Below are 17,343 nucleotides of genomic sequence, written 5' to 3' on the forward strand. Positions count from 1 at the left end.
TTTTATTGCCGTAATTTTGAGAAATTACGATACCCTGGAAAATTCTTATACCAGTTTTTCCTTGTAGTTCCCCCGGAACGACCCCACTCTTCAAAATACAAATAGCCTTCATTAATGGGTTCTTTTTCTATTAGTAATGGAAAGGATTCCACCACATTTATGGCCCATGGTAAACCATTGTCTGTGGCGTAATTGCCATCGGTATCAGCATTATTCCCTTCAACTAAAGGTAGTGCATTACCCAATGAAGTAGGGGAGTGATCCAAAAGATGGATTTCTTTTTCGCGGTCTCCATTGGCTACTAAAAATGGATTAAATGGCGCTTCTGCCAAAGAACTGGGTTGTATTGGACTTATGAGTTCAATATTGATTTGGTTTTCTTGGTTAACCAAAATAGAATGGTCATCAAAAAGAGGAATAACTGCATGGTTTTGCCCGAGTTCAACTCCGTTGGCGTCCAAACTAAAAACTTCCCCTTCTAAACTTTGACCTGTTACATTAAATACATTATTTGGGTCCAGACCGCCAATTTCAAAAGCCAAACTGTTGACAAACCCAGCTCCATCCGAGGTAACGATGTAATCGATATCTAGGGCAACAATATCACCATTTGTGTTTAGGAACCTAGTAATGGAATAATCAATGGAAGTGTCATTAAAATCCCAATCACCTCTAAAAGGCCATAAATCTTCAAATACCAACGAAGCCGTATTGTCTTTGGCGGGATAGGTTATGGAATATGCCCTTGTGGGATCTGTTGGAAATTCATCAACAGAGTCGACTGCACCATCTCCATCCTGATCATTACAGATTTCGACTTCGGTAAAGGTGAACCAATTGGAATCATTTTGAACGTTGATTTCTGGTTCGTCTATTCTGCGCCAAACTATTTTATTAAAGGTTCCTGAGGTGGCGGAAATCAAAATCGTACCATATCCATCTCTATAGTACCTACCTCTTGTTCTAGGTTGTACATCCCGTAAAATTCGCTGGGATTCATTGTATTCCAATTCCCTTCCTCCAGATATAAGGGTTTCGGTATGTTGCGTACCAACGAAATGATATCTTGAAGCGTCCACACTTCGCACATGCATTAAAATATGCTGTACTGGTGTATCGAAATCCATCTCGAATTCAACGTATCCTGATGGATTATTGTTCGTGTCAATTTTGGAACTAATCCAAAAGTTAAAGCCGTAAAAACTGTAAATAGGAGGGGCAAATCCAGCGCCAGCCAATGAGAATCGATTTTTGAATTCCGCACCATCAAAATCTGTCGCTCTAATGATTGCCGTAGCTCCATTTCTTGGAAATTGAATGTTTGAAATCGTATGCACGCCAGGATCATCCAGCGTTACAATATTGCCCATGTTTATGTAGGAACGTTGTCCAAAAACGTTTGCGCAATCTAAGTTGCTCTTTTCGGAATTTATTGATTGGAGGATGTTTGATTTTCCACTACTACCATTGAAGGTGTACGAAGCCATGTTTTGTTCTATGGGAATCGTAATGTCAACAATTGCCGCGTTGGTTTTCCTTACCAAGAACAACTCTTCTACATAGGCGGGAATGGAAACATCTTCAAGTATGGAACCATTTAAAGTGGGTCTTTCCAATAGTTTATCATCTAGGGGACCTACGATACTGTCTAATTGTTGGGTTAAGTCTTCCGTAACAGGATAAACTTCATAAACAACGTTAGCCGTATCGTCAAAAATACTTAGGCGCACAGTGGTCTCTGTGCTGAAATCAAATTCTTCAGGGAATTTTAGTTCTGCCAATACAGGGTCTTCTACCTGAGTTGAATCATTTTCTAAGGATTCCAGGTAATTGTTGTATTTCTGTTCAAGACAGCTTTGAACCGAAACTGCAACAGTAATCAGTACTATGTATTTAAAAAATGAGGCCCTCATATATCGCTCACTTGTAATTAAATGAACGAAAAAACCTACAAAATGAATGATTTAATCGATGAAATACAGCACAAAGTTGTAAAATGAGTTAAAGCTGTTGTGTGGGCTTAAAAGTTGTTCTAAGTGCCGCTCTGAGTTTGGAAGTGTATAGCATCAAAAAGCCCTTCATTAGAAGGGCTTTTTTTGTTAAACACGAAATTAAAACCTATTTCAAATCACTCTCATTTCTATATCCTTCATTGTCTTTATACCAATCTTGGAACAATACCCCACCTGATGTTGCCCATTGGTTAAAGAAGTTATATGCTCTGTTTACAGGTACTCTTTCTCTTGGCACCTTGAAATCGTGTACAATATTGATACCCCATGGCAATCCAGAATCTGTTTGGAAGTTCCCGTCCAAATCCTGATTATTACCTTCTATGGAGGTGTTGTTCACTCCTAAACTCGTTCTGAAGCGGTTTGGTAAATGAATTTCCCTACCTCTGTCACCTGCTACAATTAGGAATGGATTAAATGGTGCCAAACCTAACTGGAGTGTTGTAATTGGTGTGCTGAATTTTACGGATACCGTATTGGCAACATCTACAATGGCCTCATGGTTGTCAAATAGTATAACCACGGCCCTGGATTGATTTTCTTCAGTACCGTTGGATGCAGTATTGATATAGTTTTCTGTAATAATACTACCAGTCACGGACTCAATCAAACTTGGGGCGATACTTTCCATTTCCAAGCCAAAACCGTTCATAAGACCTGCGCCATCAGAGGTAACCTGAAAGTGAATATCCAGCTGAACCACCATATTATCCGCATTGAGTACGGCAACAAATCTGTAGTTGACTGCTGTATCATTAAAGTCATAATCTCCTTGAAATGGCCATAAATCTTCAAACGCTACGGTTCCCCATCCGTATTTACTGGGCGTAAACTGTTCAAAGGCTTTGTCCGCGTCTTCAGGGTATTCATCATCGGTGTCGATAATGCCATCACCATCAGTATCTGGAACCTGTACGTTTTCAGTTACAGTATAGGTGGTTAAATCGTTTATTGTCCTTCCAAAATTTACTCCTGAAGTGGAATTAGGGCCAAAAATATACTCCCATCCGCCGGTTACCGTATCCATGATTATCAAATCCGAACTACCACCATTACTGGCTAACCAAAGCTCATTATTGGAATCAAATGTCATTGAGGTTGGCGTAAATGGTAAGTTATCAGCACTGATTCTGGTTGCTTGATATACATTGTTGCTATCCAAATCCAATCGATATAAACCGCCAAAACTACTTAGAAACAAGGTTCCATCAGGGGCAAACGCTAAATCTCCCCCATTGGTTACATCCAAATTATTGATATTCCAAGTTGAAAGCGTGTTGGCATTAGTAGGATCAATGGTATAAACTTTGGCGTTGTTGCCGGAAAAATATAGTAATCCATCATTGTCGTTATAGTCCAGACGTGGACCACCCATTCCAACATTTCCTACAATTGACCATGAATCATTGACCATATCATAACGCATTAAAGGATGTGGATTGTTTCTACCAATAGAATATAAATACATGTTGGCATGATCAATTGCAGCCGTCCAACTTCCTTGAGGCATAGCTGCCAATTCGGTTAAATTACCATCCAAGGGGTTTACATTGAACAACTGTCCTGAACCATTAACACAGAATAGCGTATCTATGTCCACATTTCTCGCACTGAGCCTTTTTGTGGCAAGTTGCGATTTAAACTTGCTTACCTCTGCAGCTCGAATTTTTCCACTAGTATCTGTAAAGGTATATGTGACTTCTCCTTGGTTTATATCCAAAATTTCTGAAGTAAAGGAGCTGCCATCTTTGCGTCTTAAGTATAGTTGTGAATAGTATTTTGGCGTCATGATGGTATGCTGAAGCTGCCCATTGGAAGGCGAACCGGTAAATAGTATTTGGTTTAGCTCATCCGTTTCAAATACCATTTCCGTATCGGATTCCCCAGCGTCATTAGTTACGGCAATAGAGGTATTTTCATATTGGGTATTGTTGTATGCATATACCGTATAAATCGCCCCTGGTGTATTGTCGTTGATGGTAATGGTTACTGTTTCAGAAGTTTCAAAGTTGAAATCTTCTGGAATGACCAAATTCACAATTGCCGTTTCGTCGAATTCCTCTTCCACTTCTTCTTGTTCTTCTTCTTGAGTGGTTTCCTCCGCTATTTCATCCAAACTGTCTTTGACACATGACGTCTGGAATAAAATGAAAATGAGGCTTAATGTACCTAGTAGAAATTGAGACTTTTTCATCACTAATGGATTTAGAGATTGAGTTCTTTTTGAGATTAAAATTATGGGCAAGCCAATAGCTTTTGCCCTGATTTTAGATGGAATTCCCTAATCTATCGGTGAATGGTTTATACACTTCGATGAAGGAACCTATACATAATCTGTCACAAAAAGAACGAAAAAACCTACAAAAACATGAAATGGATCGTTGAAGTACCGCTCAAAGTTGTAAAACCTTAAATTCTTGTGGTGAGATTACCTGAAGGCCTTTCTTTGACCTAATAAGAAGCCAATAATGAAGAGGGCGTACATGACCACAATGAGAATCATCAGAAGATGGTGTAAGTTATACATGGTGTATATGCGGGGGGCATCATAGGCTGCTATAAAAATAAAAGGGAAGAAAATGTGGAAAATTGCCAAGCCCCAGCTTATCCAAAACAGTAAGTTTCTTTTTTGAGGGTATGGGTTATCCTCTGCCTTCTTTTCTTTGAAGTACATCCAGATGGCCATTAAAAGCACCAAGGACGCAACTAGGTCAGCATAATACAGGTTAACATGAAATGGATCTTGAAAAAAAAGACTGACTACGTAGCTTGATGCACTTAGCAAGCTGCCATATTTTAACCATTTTCTGTGAACCGGATTTTTGAGGACCTTCCAATAGATATAATAAAAGAATAGGAAGGATATAACTGAATAGATATTGTAGATTATTACATTGTGCCAGGTATATCTAGAATCTGAGAAGAACTGGAATTCTTCATAATTCTTGACAAAATATCCAAGTAATTCAGTCATGAAGGTATACATGATGAATACTGGGAAAAACCTGAGAACGGTATCAAAATAAGACCTGTACCTGTACATGGCAATAAACCATGTTAGCAGGTACAGGACAATGTTGTAGTTATCCGTCAAGAAATTTTTGAGTTCCGGCGACATTCAATTAAAAGTCTGGGTTTGGTGGAGGGCCTGATTGCCCACGGTTCAAGTTAAGGCTTTGACCACCTTGCATTGCAGGTGCTGAAAAATTAGGGGCGAAACTTGCGACCGCTTTCTCTGTTTTAATATTAGTTCCCCCAATTCCTTGTGCGCCAACTGCATCCTTAATCAGTTTGGCTTTACCATCTTCTCCAATATAAAACCCGTATTCCTCCCCATCTACTTTCATAGTTGGCACGAAGAATAAAGAATTTTGCCTTGGGTGGACTATTTTGTCGCCATTAGGAAAATCCTCCTTGTCCGGATAATTTGCGAAATATAAACGAAGTGAGGAGATGTCCACATTGGCTTCTTTGGCTTCTTGTTCAATAAAAGCCATGTATTGTTTCATCGTGGCATAGTCAAAAGCGGAGAACCTCGCTTCTTCAAAACCATCGCCACGTTGTGCTTCAAACTCTTTAATGATACCTACTCTATTTTCAGTGTAATTGTCGTATAGGGATTTTGACTCTTCCAAAGAAATAATACCTTCAGGTGGTTTTACCTTTTCTTGCTTTTCTGCGGGGGCTATTTGAGTTTCCTCTACTTTTTTGGGTTGTTGCTGGCAGGCACCTAGACACAACAATAGGCTTGCCAATACTGGAAAAGTAATTTGTCTGTAATTTTTCATTTGTAAGGATATTAAAGTGTTTTTAGTATGAGGAAACTTTATTAAAGATATGTTTTTTCCCTATAAATCTTAACAAAAAAACCTCTGGGATTTCCCAGAGGTTTCACAAATTATTATGGTTTTTATCCGTTGGAACGAATTCTACTCGTTCATGGTCAGTAAAAACTCTTCGTTGTTTTTGGTCTGTTTTATGCGCTGTTCCATGAACTCCATGGCTTCTACCGGATTCATATCCGCAAGGTATTTACGCATAATCCACATACGTTGAATGGTAGTTTCATCCAATAAGAGGTCATCTCTACGTGTAGAGGAAGAAATAAGGTCAATAGCAGGGAAGATTCTTCTATTGGAAATTCTTCTATCCAACTGAAGTTCCATATTACCTGTTCCTTTGAATTCTTCGAAAATCACTTCGTCCATTTTGGAACCTGTTTCGGTCAAAGCAGTGGCAATTATGGAAAGCGAGCCACCATTTTCGATGTTCCTTGCCGCTCCAAAAAATCGTTTTGGCTTGTGCAACGCATTGGCGTCCACACCACCACTTAAAACCTTACCAGAAGCAGGTTGTACAGTGTTGTATGCTCTTGCCAAACGTGTAATCGAATCCAATAGTATTACGACATCGTGGCCACATTCAACTAAACGTTTTGCTTTTTCCAACACAATATTGGCAACACGAACGTGTTCCGTGGCCTCTTTATCAAAAGTTGATGCAACAACTTCACCACGCACATTTCGCTGCATGTCCGTAACTTCTTCTGGACGCTCATCAATCAAAAGAATAATTTGATAAACTTCAGGGTGGTTGGCGGCAATTGCATTGGCGATATCCTTAAGTAACATGGTTTTACCGGTTTTCGGCTGAGAAACGATCATTCCTCTTTGTCCTTTACCTATTGGCGAGAACAAATCCATGATTCTAGTTGATAAAGTACTTTGTCTTTCCGCTAGTTTAAACTTTTCCTTTGGGAATAGCGGTGTCAAATGCTCAAAGGACACACGATCCCGAACCACTTGAGGATCCAAGCCATTGATTTTGGTCACCTTGATCAGCGGGAAATATTTTTCACCTTCTTTTGGAGGTCTTACATTACCCAAAACCGTGTCACCAGTTTTCAAACCAAACAAACGAATCTGTGATTGAGATACATAAATATCATCTGGGGATGATAGGTAATTGTAATCTGATGAACGTAAGAAACCATAACCATCCTGCATAATGTCAAGGACACCTTCACTTTCGATAATACTATCGAATTCGAATTCTGGCTCCTTGTAACGGTTTTTCAGGTCTTTGTCAAAGTTGCTACTTTTTTTCTCCTGCCCGTTTCTATGGTGTTGGTTCTTTTTGTGATGTTGGTTCTTTTGGTTTTGATGCTGCTTATGTTGCTCCTTCTTTTGTTGCGGTTTTTCCTTTGGTTCTGAAGCTTCTTTTGCCTCTTTGCCAGAAGTTGATTCTTTAGGAGCAACAGCTACATCTTTTTGTTCTTTCTGTGGTCTTGGGGTTCTGGCTCTCTTCGGTTTTTGGGTTGTATTTTCTTTAGGAGCCGCAGTGTTCTCCTGTACCGCTTTGGGATTGGATGCCTGAACGTCCAAAATCTGGTAGACCAAATCCAGTTTTTTTAAGGTCTTGAATTTAGGAACACTTAGTCCCTTTGCAATTTCTTGCAATTCAGGAAGCTTTTTAGCTTTTAGATCTGAAATCTCAAACATTAAATTACGAATAAATTAAACTTGTAAATTCTAAAACTTGAAGTAAAAGTTATTGGGGTACTATAGATAGGAAAGAATCCTGAGGCTAGTGCTTTGCTAATAACGTCACAATAATACAAATTATTTTTCAAGATTAAAGTGTCTTTTATCGAAAAGACGCCTATTTTTGCCATCTGAAATCAATTTGATAGATGATTCAAAGAATCCAAACATTATTCTTGGCCTTGGTGGCACTAATTGCAGGTGTTCTTCCGTTTATAGTCTATCTATGGTTGGATGCAGACGGCAACCATTTTTTTGCCAAGGAATCCTTGGGAATTAGCTTGGGTTTTTATGCTACTGCAGGTTTGGCCTTGATTTCAATTTTTTTGTACAATAAAAGACAAAATCAATTTGTGGTGAACAGATTGAATATGATATTGAACCTTTTTTTACTAGGATTTTTCGTTTACCGATCGCTAAGCTTATCCGGAGAAACTGTGGTTTCTGAGAAGGGTATTGGGATGCTGATTCCTGTATTTTCTATCGTTTTTCTGGTTCTTGCCAATAGAGCCATCAAAAAGGATGAAGATCTTGTAAAATCTGTTGATCGCTTACGTTAAACCTAACATCTTAGTAGTATTAGTGCGAGAAAACCCCGGCAATTGCCGGGGTTTTCATTTTTTTGTAAACAGTTATGGACTATTGCATCAAGGTTTCCGCCGTAAATCCATTACCAAATTTCACATTGGTCATTGTCTGAACAATACTTGGATCTTCAGAATAACCTTCCTCACTTGGAAGGTAATAGGTGCGTTTAGAAGAAATCAACTGTCCATCAATGTTTTCATAAGAATAATCTGCGATGATTACGGGCTCGTTCACACCCAAAAATGGAAGTGAAAAATAGAACCTATCAATCAATCTAGTTTCGGGATTGACATAAAGAATATAAATGTCATTTTGTTCCTTTCCTGTTATGGCAGGGTCGTATGTAACGTGTAATTTATCATAGGTAATACCATTATGCTCTTCTTGTCCCTGGTAGGTCGTAATAGTGCCTTTGTCTCGCAATTTATAGGGCATAACAAACCAAAAATGATTGGCTCGTCTTAAAAATTCACCTACTGCATTTCCTTGTGGATCTTCAGTTTTTTCACCGTTTATCATTACGATGGTTTGGTCCCCATCGTAGTACTGTTCAATCTCACCTTCTACGTTAGGCATTACATTGATTTCATGCTGGGAGTATTTTCCATAGGAGGCTTCGGTACTGAAAATGTATCGTTCTAAGGAAATGTCTTTTTTGTCATTTCCAGGAGAATGATAGGTATACGTATATTCAACATCTCCTTTTTTCCATAAGTCACCCCACCCACCATGGGCATGTGCAATGGATGTAAGCACCGTTTCAGGTTTGCTGGTGTCATAAATAGGTTCCGCTTCAACTGTTTCAGTTGCAGGTTCTACTACACCATTTTCTTTTTTTGTGTTTTGTCCACAAGAAAGTAATAGTGCCAAGGCTGCAAATGCAGCCAGTTGTAAATTAAGTCTTTTCATCGCTGTGGTATATATTGTTTAACCGCTTAGACGAAAATTCCAAGAATTACTTACCAGCTCTATCAGAGACCTATGACTTGTTGGAATTTTGAAATGTGATACCCTTCTGAAAGAACAGTTCTGCTGGCTTCACTATCATTCAACAACAATGGGTTGGTATGATTAAAATGAATAAAATGGATTTTTGCTTTGTCAGCCTTGGATAATGACTTGAAAAGTTCCATACTTTCAATTACAAAAGGATGTGGGATTTCAGCTATATCCCTGTTGTTTATCTCTTCAGCATCAAAAAAAGACGCGTCTAGAAAAGCATAGTCTACTTTTTTGATTTCTGAACGTATACTTGTTTCCCATTTTGCCCATTTATCAATATCGGGAATGAACAATACACTCTTGTTTGGACCCAAAATCTTAAAGCCTACAGTTTCAGAAAATTCATCACGATGTGGCACTTTAAAAGGAATAACTGTGAGGTTTGATGTAATTGGTATTTGGTTTTGATGCTCCATTGCCTTAATGTCAATATTTCCTAGTGTAACCAATTGACTCCATGGACCATTTGTTTCCAAAAAGGATTTCATTTTTGGCATTGCATAAACGGGAACATGATTACCGCCAAGTGCCTCCCTACCTAAATACATCAGACCTGTATAATGGCCAATATGTGCATGGGTAAGGAAAATACCGTCTGGCGTTTCTTTGTTTAGGCCAGAAAAGTTCCTTAATGCCTTCATCTGGGCAGTCATATCCGGAGTTGCTTCAAACATGAATGAACGTTTGTTTTCATGGTCTATGACGCCAAGGGAAACTACCTGCCGGGTTTTATCGGGATTTGCAAATAGCGCTTTACAACAATCGCGTTTACAGCCAATATGCGGACTACCCCCATCTTGAACAGTGCCCAAAATAATTAAGGACACGGGTGAAGTATTTTGAGTCTGACTGCAGCTAGTAAAACTGATTGAAAGACTGATGATAATAGTTGCTAACCAATATTTCATATTAACGTTTTCCAAGTTCAATAACTTCCAGATCCGAGATTTTACTACCATCTATGGTAAATCGCAACATGGTTCTAACCGGATGGAATCCATGTTTGCCGCATGCACCAGGATTCATATGAAGCAAATCCAGTTTTTTGTCATGCATCACTTTTAGGATGTGCGAATGACCACAAATAAAAAGTTTGGGTGGATTTTCCTTGATTTGATCCTTGACTCTTCTGTCGTATCTATTGGGATATCCTCCGATATGGGTTATCCAAACATCTACCGCCTCACATGTAAAACGATTGTGTTCTGGAAATTCCAATTGGATCGTGGCATTATCGATATTTCCATGAACTCCTTTCAAAGGTTTCAATGTTTTGATTTTATCGGTAACGGCCAAACTTCCAATATCGCCAGCATGCCATACTTCATCAGCCTGCGAAACATATTTTAAAATGGTTTCATCTAAATGGCCATGCGTATCAGAAAGCAAAAGGATTTTGGTCATAACGCTAAAAATATGCTAAAAATAGACACCTGGATTTCTATTGCTTGGGATTCAAGTATCTTTAACATTTAAAAGTAGCCAATCCCATTGAGATATTTTATCCGCTTCTCTTATTTTGGAAAACCCTACCATGGCTGGCAAAATCAACCTAATGCCATAACGGTACAGGAAGTCCTGGAAAAAGCGCTTTCCATGCTTTTACGTCAACCCATTGAGGTAGTTGGTGCCGGAAGGACGGATGCTGGTGTTCATGCCAAGGAAATGTATGCGCATTTTGATGCGGATATTGAGCAAACGGAGGAACTCGTCTATCGATTGAACGCTTATCTGCCTGACGCAATTGCAGTTCAGAACATATTTCGAGTAAAAGACACAGCCCACGCCCGCTTTGATGCCGTGGAACGCACCTATGAATATTGGATCGTTCAGCATAAGAATCCATTTTATTCGGATTTGGCGCATTGCGTATTACAACCATTGGATATTGATGCAATGAATCAGGCTGGGGCTTTGCTGAAACAGCATTCTGATTTTGAATGTTTTTCAAAATCCAATACGGATGTAAAGACTTTTATTTGTGATGTGCGAAAAGCAATTTGGGAAGTTCGCGATGATAAATTGGTCTTTACAATTTCGGCAGATCGCTTTTTACGAAACATGGTTCGGGCGGTTGTAGGAACCTTATTGGATGTAGGGCTCGGTAAAATGGAACCAGCGAGGATAGAACAAATAATTGCGAGTAAAAACCGAAGCGAAGCTGGGGTTTCTGTACCTGCAAAAGGTTTATATTTGACGGCGGTCTCTTACCCAAAAAATAACATTGATGAGTAAAAATGAAGAAATAGGCAAAGCATTTGATTTTGGTTTGTTCAAAAGAGTTTTTGCACATACCAAACCTTATCGGTCTATATTTTGGGTAGTAGCTTTGGTTGCCATTCTATCTGCGGCTTTTGCCATACTCACTCCAATTTTGGTAAAATACATCATTGATGAGCCGCTAACCAATAGGGACAGCGAACAATTGCTCCTTGTTGTGCTCATCATGCTTGGGGTTTTAGTGGCTCAGGTAGTAAGTCAGTTGCTCTTTAATTATTATGCCAATTTATTAGGTGAATCTGTAATCAAAGACATCCGTGTTCAACTTTTCAAGCGGATAATGGGATTCAAAATGACCTATTTTGATAATTCTTCCATAGGTGTATTGGTTACAAGGGCAGTTGCGGATATGCAGCGGATAGGTGAGATATTTAGCCAAGGATTTTTCGTAATTGTTGCCGATGTCTTGAAAATGTTGTGTGCGGCTGGAGTGATGCTATACATGAACTGGCGGATGGCATTGATTGTGTTTGCTATTCTACCTGTAATTCTTGTTGCCACAAGGTTGTTTCAACAAGCCATGAAAGTTGCTTTTATTGATGTTCGTGCACAGGTTGCCAATCTAAATTCATTTGTCCAAGAGCGGATTGCAGGAATGAAAATCGTGCAATTGTTCAACCGGGAGCAAATTGAAAAAGAAAAATTCAGGAAGATCAATGAAAAGCACCAAAATGCTTGGTTGCGAACAGTCTGGTACAATTCCATATTTTTCCCAATTGCAGAGATTTCCAATTCCGTTGGAGTAGGATTGGTGGTCTATTTCGGAATTATTCAAAATATTGATAGTGCAAGCTTGGATAGCAACAAAGGGTCTATTATCGCATTCTTTTTCTTGATGGATTTGTTGTTCAGGCCATTGCGCCAAATCGCCGATAAATTCAATACCCTACAAATGGGAATGGTGGCTGCGAACAGGGTGTTTGGTATTTTGGATACGGATAGTAAAATCCCGGATACAGGACAGTTGGAAAGAAAAGATGTAAAAGGGGATATAACATTTACAGATGTCCGCTTTGGTTATTTGGAAGATGAGGAAGTGCTTCATGGTATATCCTTCAAGGTAGATGCCGGGGAAACCGTTGCAATAGTTGGAGCTACGGGAGCAGGTAAATCAACCATCATAAACCTCTTGAATCGTTTTTATGAAATCAATTCTGGGACGATTATGATAGATGGGCATGATATTAAGGAATATACGTTACGGTCCCTACGTTCCCATATAGCCATTGTTTTACAAGATGTATTCCTGTTTGCGGATTCTATAGCAAATAACATATCACTGCGCGATAAGTCCGTTAGTTTAGAACAGATAGAATCGGCGGCAAAACAAATTGGGGTACACGAGTTTATTTCCAGTTTACCCGAAGGTTATCTCTATAATGTTAAGGAAAGAGGAACTATGCTTTCTAGCGGTCAACGGCAGTTGATAGCATTTTTGAGAGCGTATGTGAGCAATCCTAGTATCTTGATTTTGGATGAGGCAACTTCCTCGGTTGATACGTACTCAGAACAGTTGATTCAACAAGCTACGGACAAAATCACTGAAGGCAGAACGTCAATTATAATTGCACATAGATTGGCTACCATTAAAAAAGCAGATAAGATAATTGTGATGGATGCCGGTAATATTGTCGAAATTGGTAACCATCAAGAACTCTTGAAAAAAGGCGGCTATTACAGTGATTTATATGAGGCGCAGTTTATGGCCGAAGAAGTAGTTTGATCATTGTTGGACAAAATCAGCCAAAGTAACCATGCCCGTGGATAATGCAATGATTACCATCACAACGCCAATACCTATCATAACCACCATTAACATAATCATGTATAGGGCTGCCCGCCAAAATGCCCCCCAAAATCCAATTTCATGCATTCTGGCCAATGCATAAAATTGGTAAATAACCATAAAGAAGAGGAAAATAAAATTGAACACATCAAACTTTATGGGGAATAGTCCTAGAAAGATGGTATACGTAACCACTTGTACATAGGATGACTGCCCTATAATGTAAGCGTTGGCCACTAAATGTTCCGTATAATTGAATTTGTTGGGTCCTCGGAAAAGAATATACGTCATTAGGGCGTAGACCGGCATGATCAAATAGGAAACAACACCTTGGTAATCGAAGACAAAATTAAGTTCAGGGGCTTGATTGTCATTAATGCTACTTTCCGTCAAATTCAAATGATATACATCCCTTAGGATAAAAAACATTAATCCGGAAAGCGTAATGGCAATGGCGAAGTAACTGATTGGATTCATGTAACGTTTCCGGGTCCCAGAAATGTACTCGATAATGACTTCTTCTGGCCGGACAAAGAGATGTTTCAACGTTTTTAGAAAGGTGTTGTCGACATTGAGTACTTGTTGACTCACATCATGCCAAACATTCTTTAAGGTAAGACGGTTTCGGATGACTTTGGCACCACAGACATGGCAAAATTTATCCGTGTGTTTCAGTTCAGCATTACAGTTTTTACAATGCATTTATTCCAAGTCCTTTTTAATCTTTGCCGTTAAGTCGTCCAAACCTTTATAAGGGATGAATTCGCCATTTTTGATGTATGAAATGGAACCCGTTTCTTCACTCACTACCAAGCAGACCGCATCAGTCTTTTCAGTAATGCCCACTGCGGCCCTGTGACGCAATCCAAAACGTAAGGGAATATTGCGGTCATTGGAAACGGGTAGGATAACACGGGTTGCGGTAATGTAATTGTCTTGAATAATGGCAGCACCATCATGCAATGGGCTGTTTTTGAAAAATATACTTTCCAATATGGGTTGTGTTATCTCAATATTCATGCTGTCCCCGGACGACTTGAAAAAATCAAGTGAGTTGGTTCGTTCCATTACCAAAATGGCCCCAGTCTTGGTTGCACCCATTTTATCGCAAGCTCCTACAACGGCTTCAACATTGGTGTCAGTGGGCAAGGCTTCTTGCCTCAAGAACTTAAAATGGCGCGTAAAATTTCGTTTGGCCGCAAAATTAGTGGAACCGATCATCAACAAAAACTTTCGGATTTCCTGCTGAAAAACGATGATCAAAGCGATCAAACCAATATTCATAAAACCACCAACAACGCTACTGATCATTTTCATTTGAAGTAGTTCGGTGAGTTTCCATAGCGCCCAAACAATGACAATGCCTATGAAAATATTTATGGCCACTGTGCCTTTTACCAGCTTATAAACGTAATAGAGGAGAGCGGCTACCAGCACAATGTCAATGACATCGGTAATCTTAAATTCAATAAAATTGAGAAAATCCAACCGCAGTGTTTTTGTAAAATTAGCAAAAATAGCCTAACCTTAAATTAAAGCGAATTTGCTTTTAGTTCTTCAATCAATTTAACACATTCCACAGCTTCTTTTACATCATGAACGCGCAAAATGCTCGCACCTTTAAGGAGTGCGACCGTGTGTAATGCCGTAGAACCATTCAGTGCTTCTTTTGATGTGCCGTTCAATACCTTGTAGATCATTGATTTCCTGCTCAAACCTATAAGAAGTGGAAGCCGAAACGTTTGGAAAAGGTCTAAATGATTTAAAAGAGAATAGTTTTGCTCCGTTGTTTTTGCAAAACCAAAACCGGGATCTATTATTATGTCGTTGATTTTTAGTTGTGTGGCCTCATTTATTTTTTCTGAAAAATAATAACGTAAATCTTGGATCAGGTCATTATAAACAGCTTCTTTTTGCATGGATTGTGGTGTACCTTTTAAATGCATCATGATATAAGGTACCTGATATTTGGCTATGGTACGGAACATTTCAGAGTCCAAATTTCCTGCCGAAATATCATTTATGATTGCGGCCCCTGCTTCTATTGCTTCTTTAGCAATTGAGCTTCTAAATGTGTCTATAGATAGCAATGCTTTTGGGAAGTGCTTTAAAATCAGTTCCAACATAGGGAGCATTCGCTGCGCTTCAATAGCCTCAGGAACGTGTTCTGCACCTGGTCTGGAGCTGTAGGCACCCATATCAATAAAGCTCGCACCCTCTTTGAACATTAGTTCAACCTGATTCAAAATACTTTTAGCATCCTTGTATTTGCCACCGTCATAAAATGAATCAGGCGTCAAATTAAGAATGCCCATAACTTTTGGTATGGTTAAATCAACAAGATCTCCTTTGCAGTTTAATGTCATAAAGAATAGGTGCTTTGATGGGTTTGATTATCTTTGGCACAGTGCCTTTTTTGGTGCTTTTGTATAAGACGAAATTTACGCAATTTAGCTAGAATAGATGAAGCAGACTTCGCAACAATTCGATGCAGTGATTCAAACTTGTCGGGAACTTTTTACAAAGAAGACCAAAGACTATGGAACTGCTTGGCGAATATTAAGATTACCATCCCTAACAGACCAGATTTTCATAAAGGCACAACGCACTCGGAGTTTGCAACAAAATGAGGTTCGTAAAGTTGATGAAGGCGAACAATCTGAATTTATAGGAATTATCAACTACGCCATTATGGCCTTGATTCAATTGGACAAAGGGGTAGCCGAACAACCCGATTTGGAAGAAAAACAAGCTATAGCATTATATGATGAACAAGTTCAGGTGGCTAAATCGTTGATGGAGAATAAAAATCATGATTATGGTGAGGCATGGCGCGATATGCGCGTGAGCTCGCTTACCGATTTAATTCTGCAAAAGTTATTACGCGTCAAACAAATTGAGGACAATAAAGGAGCCACCTTGGTGAGCGAAGGTATTGACGCCAATTACCAGGATATTATCAATTATGCAGTTTTTGCGCTAATCCACTTAAACGATAGGTAATGAAATATTTGGTTTGGATATCAAGAATTGTAGTTGGTATACTTTTTATCATAAGTGGTTTGATCAAGCTAAATGATCCAGTAGGTTTTTCATTTAAATTGGAAGAATACTTTAGTCAAGGGGTGCTGGATTTACCATTCCTAATGCCGTTGGCTTTGACAATTTCCCTGTTTGTGGTAATTGTTGAGGTATTATTGGGCATATTACTATTAATAGGTTTTAAGCCCAAATTCACGGTGTGGAGTCTTTTGTTGATGATTGTGTTTTTCACTTTTCTCACTTTTTACTCCGCTTATTTTAATAAGGTCACGGACTGCGGTTGCTTTGGTGATGCGGTTAAACTTACCCCCTGGGAATCTTTTACGAAGGACGTCATTTTGCTGGGGTTGATATTGATTCTGTTTTTTGGAAGAAAGCACATTAATTCAATTTTTAATACCAAAACCAATTGGATAATAGGCGGGGTGTCACTAGTAGCCTGCATACTTTTTGCAAATCAGGTTTTAAACCATCTTCCAACCGTTGATTTTAGACCCTATAAAATTGGTGCCAATATAGAAGAAGGAATGTCCGTTCCAGATGATGCTCCCAAACCTTTATACGAGTATGCGTGGCGTTTTAAAGTAGATGGAGAAGATAAAATCGTGGTCACCAATGGTGAATACCCATCCGTTGATGGTGAATTTTTGGATGTGGAAACCACGGAGATTCAAAAAGGCTATGAACCACCCATTCATGATTTCACCATTGAACAAAATGGAGTTGATTTTGCACCTGAACTATTGATGGTTGACAAACTAATGATGGTAATTGCATATGATTTGGCCAAAAGCGACAAAGCATATTTTAAAGATGTCGCCGAATTGGCGAACAGTGCCAAAAAGAAAAACTACCAAGTAATAGGTATGTCCGCATCAAGTGATGCCCAAACAAGTCAACTGATCAAGGAATTTAACCTGGATTTTCAGTTTTATTTTACTGATGAAACTACATTAAAAACCATTGTGCGATCCAATCCAGCAGTATTGCTATTGGAAAAGGGTACAATTGTGCAAAAAGTACATCACAATGATTTGGACCAGATTACGCTTGAATGATTTAAACCGATAACCAACATAAACTGATAATT

16 protein-coding genes are annotated in these 17,343 nt (G+C 39.0%); 5 read left to right on the forward strand and 11 right to left on the reverse strand.

All coding sequences use genetic code 11. The annotated features are described in order from the left end of the window. Window positions 1-2 precede the first annotated feature (2 nt). From M3P19_RS01170 to rho, 5 genes are all read right to left on the reverse strand, one after another. Window positions 3-1,913: an LruC domain-containing protein gene (locus M3P19_RS01170; protein WP_249655780.1), complete on the reverse strand. Its 1,911-nt coding sequence runs from the start codon at window positions 1,911-1,913 to the stop codon at window positions 3-5. Window positions 1,914-2,118: 205 nt separating this feature from the next. Then, entirely contained in the window at window positions 2,119-4,206 is a 2,088-nt protein-coding gene (locus tag M3P19_RS01175) for an LruC domain-containing protein (protein WP_249655781.1), read from the reverse strand. A 234-nt stretch (window positions 4,207-4,440) separates the two neighbouring features. Further along, window positions 4,441-5,130 (reverse strand): hypothetical protein, encoded by a 690-nt coding sequence (locus M3P19_RS01180; protein ID WP_249655782.1) that lies wholly within the window; start codon window positions 5,128-5,130, stop codon window positions 4,441-4,443. A 4-nt stretch (window positions 5,131-5,134) separates the two neighbouring features. Continuing rightward, window positions 5,135-5,800, reverse strand: a complete 666-nt coding sequence (locus tag M3P19_RS01185) for a hypothetical protein (RefSeq protein WP_249655783.1) — start codon at window positions 5,798-5,800, stop codon at window positions 5,135-5,137. Between the two features lie 141 nt (window positions 5,801-5,941). Beyond that, window positions 5,942-7,513, reverse strand: a complete 1,572-nt coding sequence (rho, locus tag M3P19_RS01190) for a transcription termination factor Rho (RefSeq protein ID WP_249655784.1) — start codon at window positions 7,511-7,513, stop codon at window positions 5,942-5,944. Between the two features lie 191 nt (window positions 7,514-7,704). Here rho and M3P19_RS01195 point away from each other — a divergent pair, with 191 nt between their 5' ends. After that, window positions 7,705-8,115, forward strand: a complete 411-nt coding sequence (locus tag M3P19_RS01195) for a DUF4293 domain-containing protein (protein WP_249655785.1) — start codon at window positions 7,705-7,707, stop codon at window positions 8,113-8,115. Window positions 8,116-8,194: 79 nt separating this feature from the next. On the opposite strand, the gene M3P19_RS01200 is transcribed toward M3P19_RS01195, so the two are convergent. From M3P19_RS01200 to M3P19_RS01210, 3 genes are all read right to left on the reverse strand, one after another. Next, entirely contained in the window at window positions 8,195-9,052 is an 858-nt protein-coding gene (locus M3P19_RS01200; RefSeq protein ID WP_249655786.1) for a DUF6503 family protein, read from the reverse strand. A gap of 62 nt (window positions 9,053-9,114) precedes the next feature. Continuing rightward, window positions 9,115-9,972, reverse strand: coding sequence for an MBL fold metallo-hydrolase (locus M3P19_RS01205; protein ID WP_249655787.1), 858 nt, complete (start codon window positions 9,970-9,972; stop codon window positions 9,115-9,117). A gap of 82 nt (window positions 9,973-10,054) precedes the next feature. Next, complete coding sequence (locus tag M3P19_RS01210; protein WP_249655788.1) at window positions 10,055-10,549, reverse strand: metallophosphoesterase family protein; 495 nt, start codon at window positions 10,547-10,549, stop codon at window positions 10,055-10,057. A gap of 87 nt (window positions 10,550-10,636) precedes the next feature. Between M3P19_RS01210 and truA the strand changes: the two genes are divergently transcribed. Continuing rightward, entirely contained in the window at window positions 10,637-11,380 is a 744-nt protein-coding gene (truA, locus tag M3P19_RS01215) for a tRNA pseudouridine(38-40) synthase TruA (protein WP_249655789.1), read from the forward strand. Then, window positions 11,373-13,148 (forward strand): ABC transporter ATP-binding protein, encoded by a 1,776-nt coding sequence (locus tag M3P19_RS01220; RefSeq protein ID WP_249655790.1) that lies wholly within the window; start codon window positions 11,373-11,375, stop codon window positions 13,146-13,148. The genes truA and M3P19_RS01220 overlap by 8 nt, the downstream gene beginning before the upstream one ends. On the opposite strand, the gene M3P19_RS01225 is transcribed toward M3P19_RS01220, so the two are convergent. The 3 genes from M3P19_RS01225 to folP are packed head-to-tail and all read right to left on the reverse strand — an operon-like array spanning window position 13,149 to window position 15,577. Continuing rightward, window positions 13,149-13,913 (reverse strand): DUF3667 domain-containing protein, encoded by a 765-nt coding sequence (locus tag M3P19_RS01225; protein ID WP_249655791.1) that lies wholly within the window; start codon window positions 13,911-13,913, stop codon window positions 13,149-13,151. Beyond that, entirely contained in the window at window positions 13,914-14,699 is a 786-nt protein-coding gene (gene cdaA, locus M3P19_RS01230) for a diadenylate cyclase CdaA (RefSeq protein ID WP_249655792.1), read from the reverse strand. It lies immediately after the preceding gene. Window positions 14,700-14,743: 44 nt separating this feature from the next. Next, window positions 14,744-15,577, reverse strand: coding sequence for a dihydropteroate synthase (gene folP, locus M3P19_RS01235; RefSeq protein ID WP_249655793.1), 834 nt, complete (start codon window positions 15,575-15,577; stop codon window positions 14,744-14,746). A 97-nt stretch (window positions 15,578-15,674) separates the two neighbouring features. Here folP and M3P19_RS01240 point away from each other — a divergent pair, with 97 nt between their 5' ends. Together M3P19_RS01240 and M3P19_RS01245 are read left to right on the forward strand one after the other, a co-directional pair. Continuing rightward, window positions 15,675-16,214: a DUF1599 domain-containing protein gene (locus tag M3P19_RS01240; RefSeq protein WP_249655794.1), complete on the forward strand. Its 540-nt coding sequence runs from the start codon at window positions 15,675-15,677 to the stop codon at window positions 16,212-16,214. Continuing rightward, window positions 16,214-17,311, forward strand: coding sequence for a BT_3928 family protein (locus tag M3P19_RS01245; protein ID WP_249655795.1), 1,098 nt, complete (start codon window positions 16,214-16,216; stop codon window positions 17,309-17,311). The genes M3P19_RS01240 and M3P19_RS01245 overlap by 1 nt, the downstream gene beginning before the upstream one ends. Window positions 17,312-17,343: the final 32 nt, after the last annotated feature.

The organism is Flagellimonas spongiicola (assembly GCF_023502425.1).
Taxonomy (GTDB): domain Bacteria; phylum Bacteroidota; class Bacteroidia; order Flavobacteriales; family Flavobacteriaceae; genus Flagellimonas; species Flagellimonas spongiicola.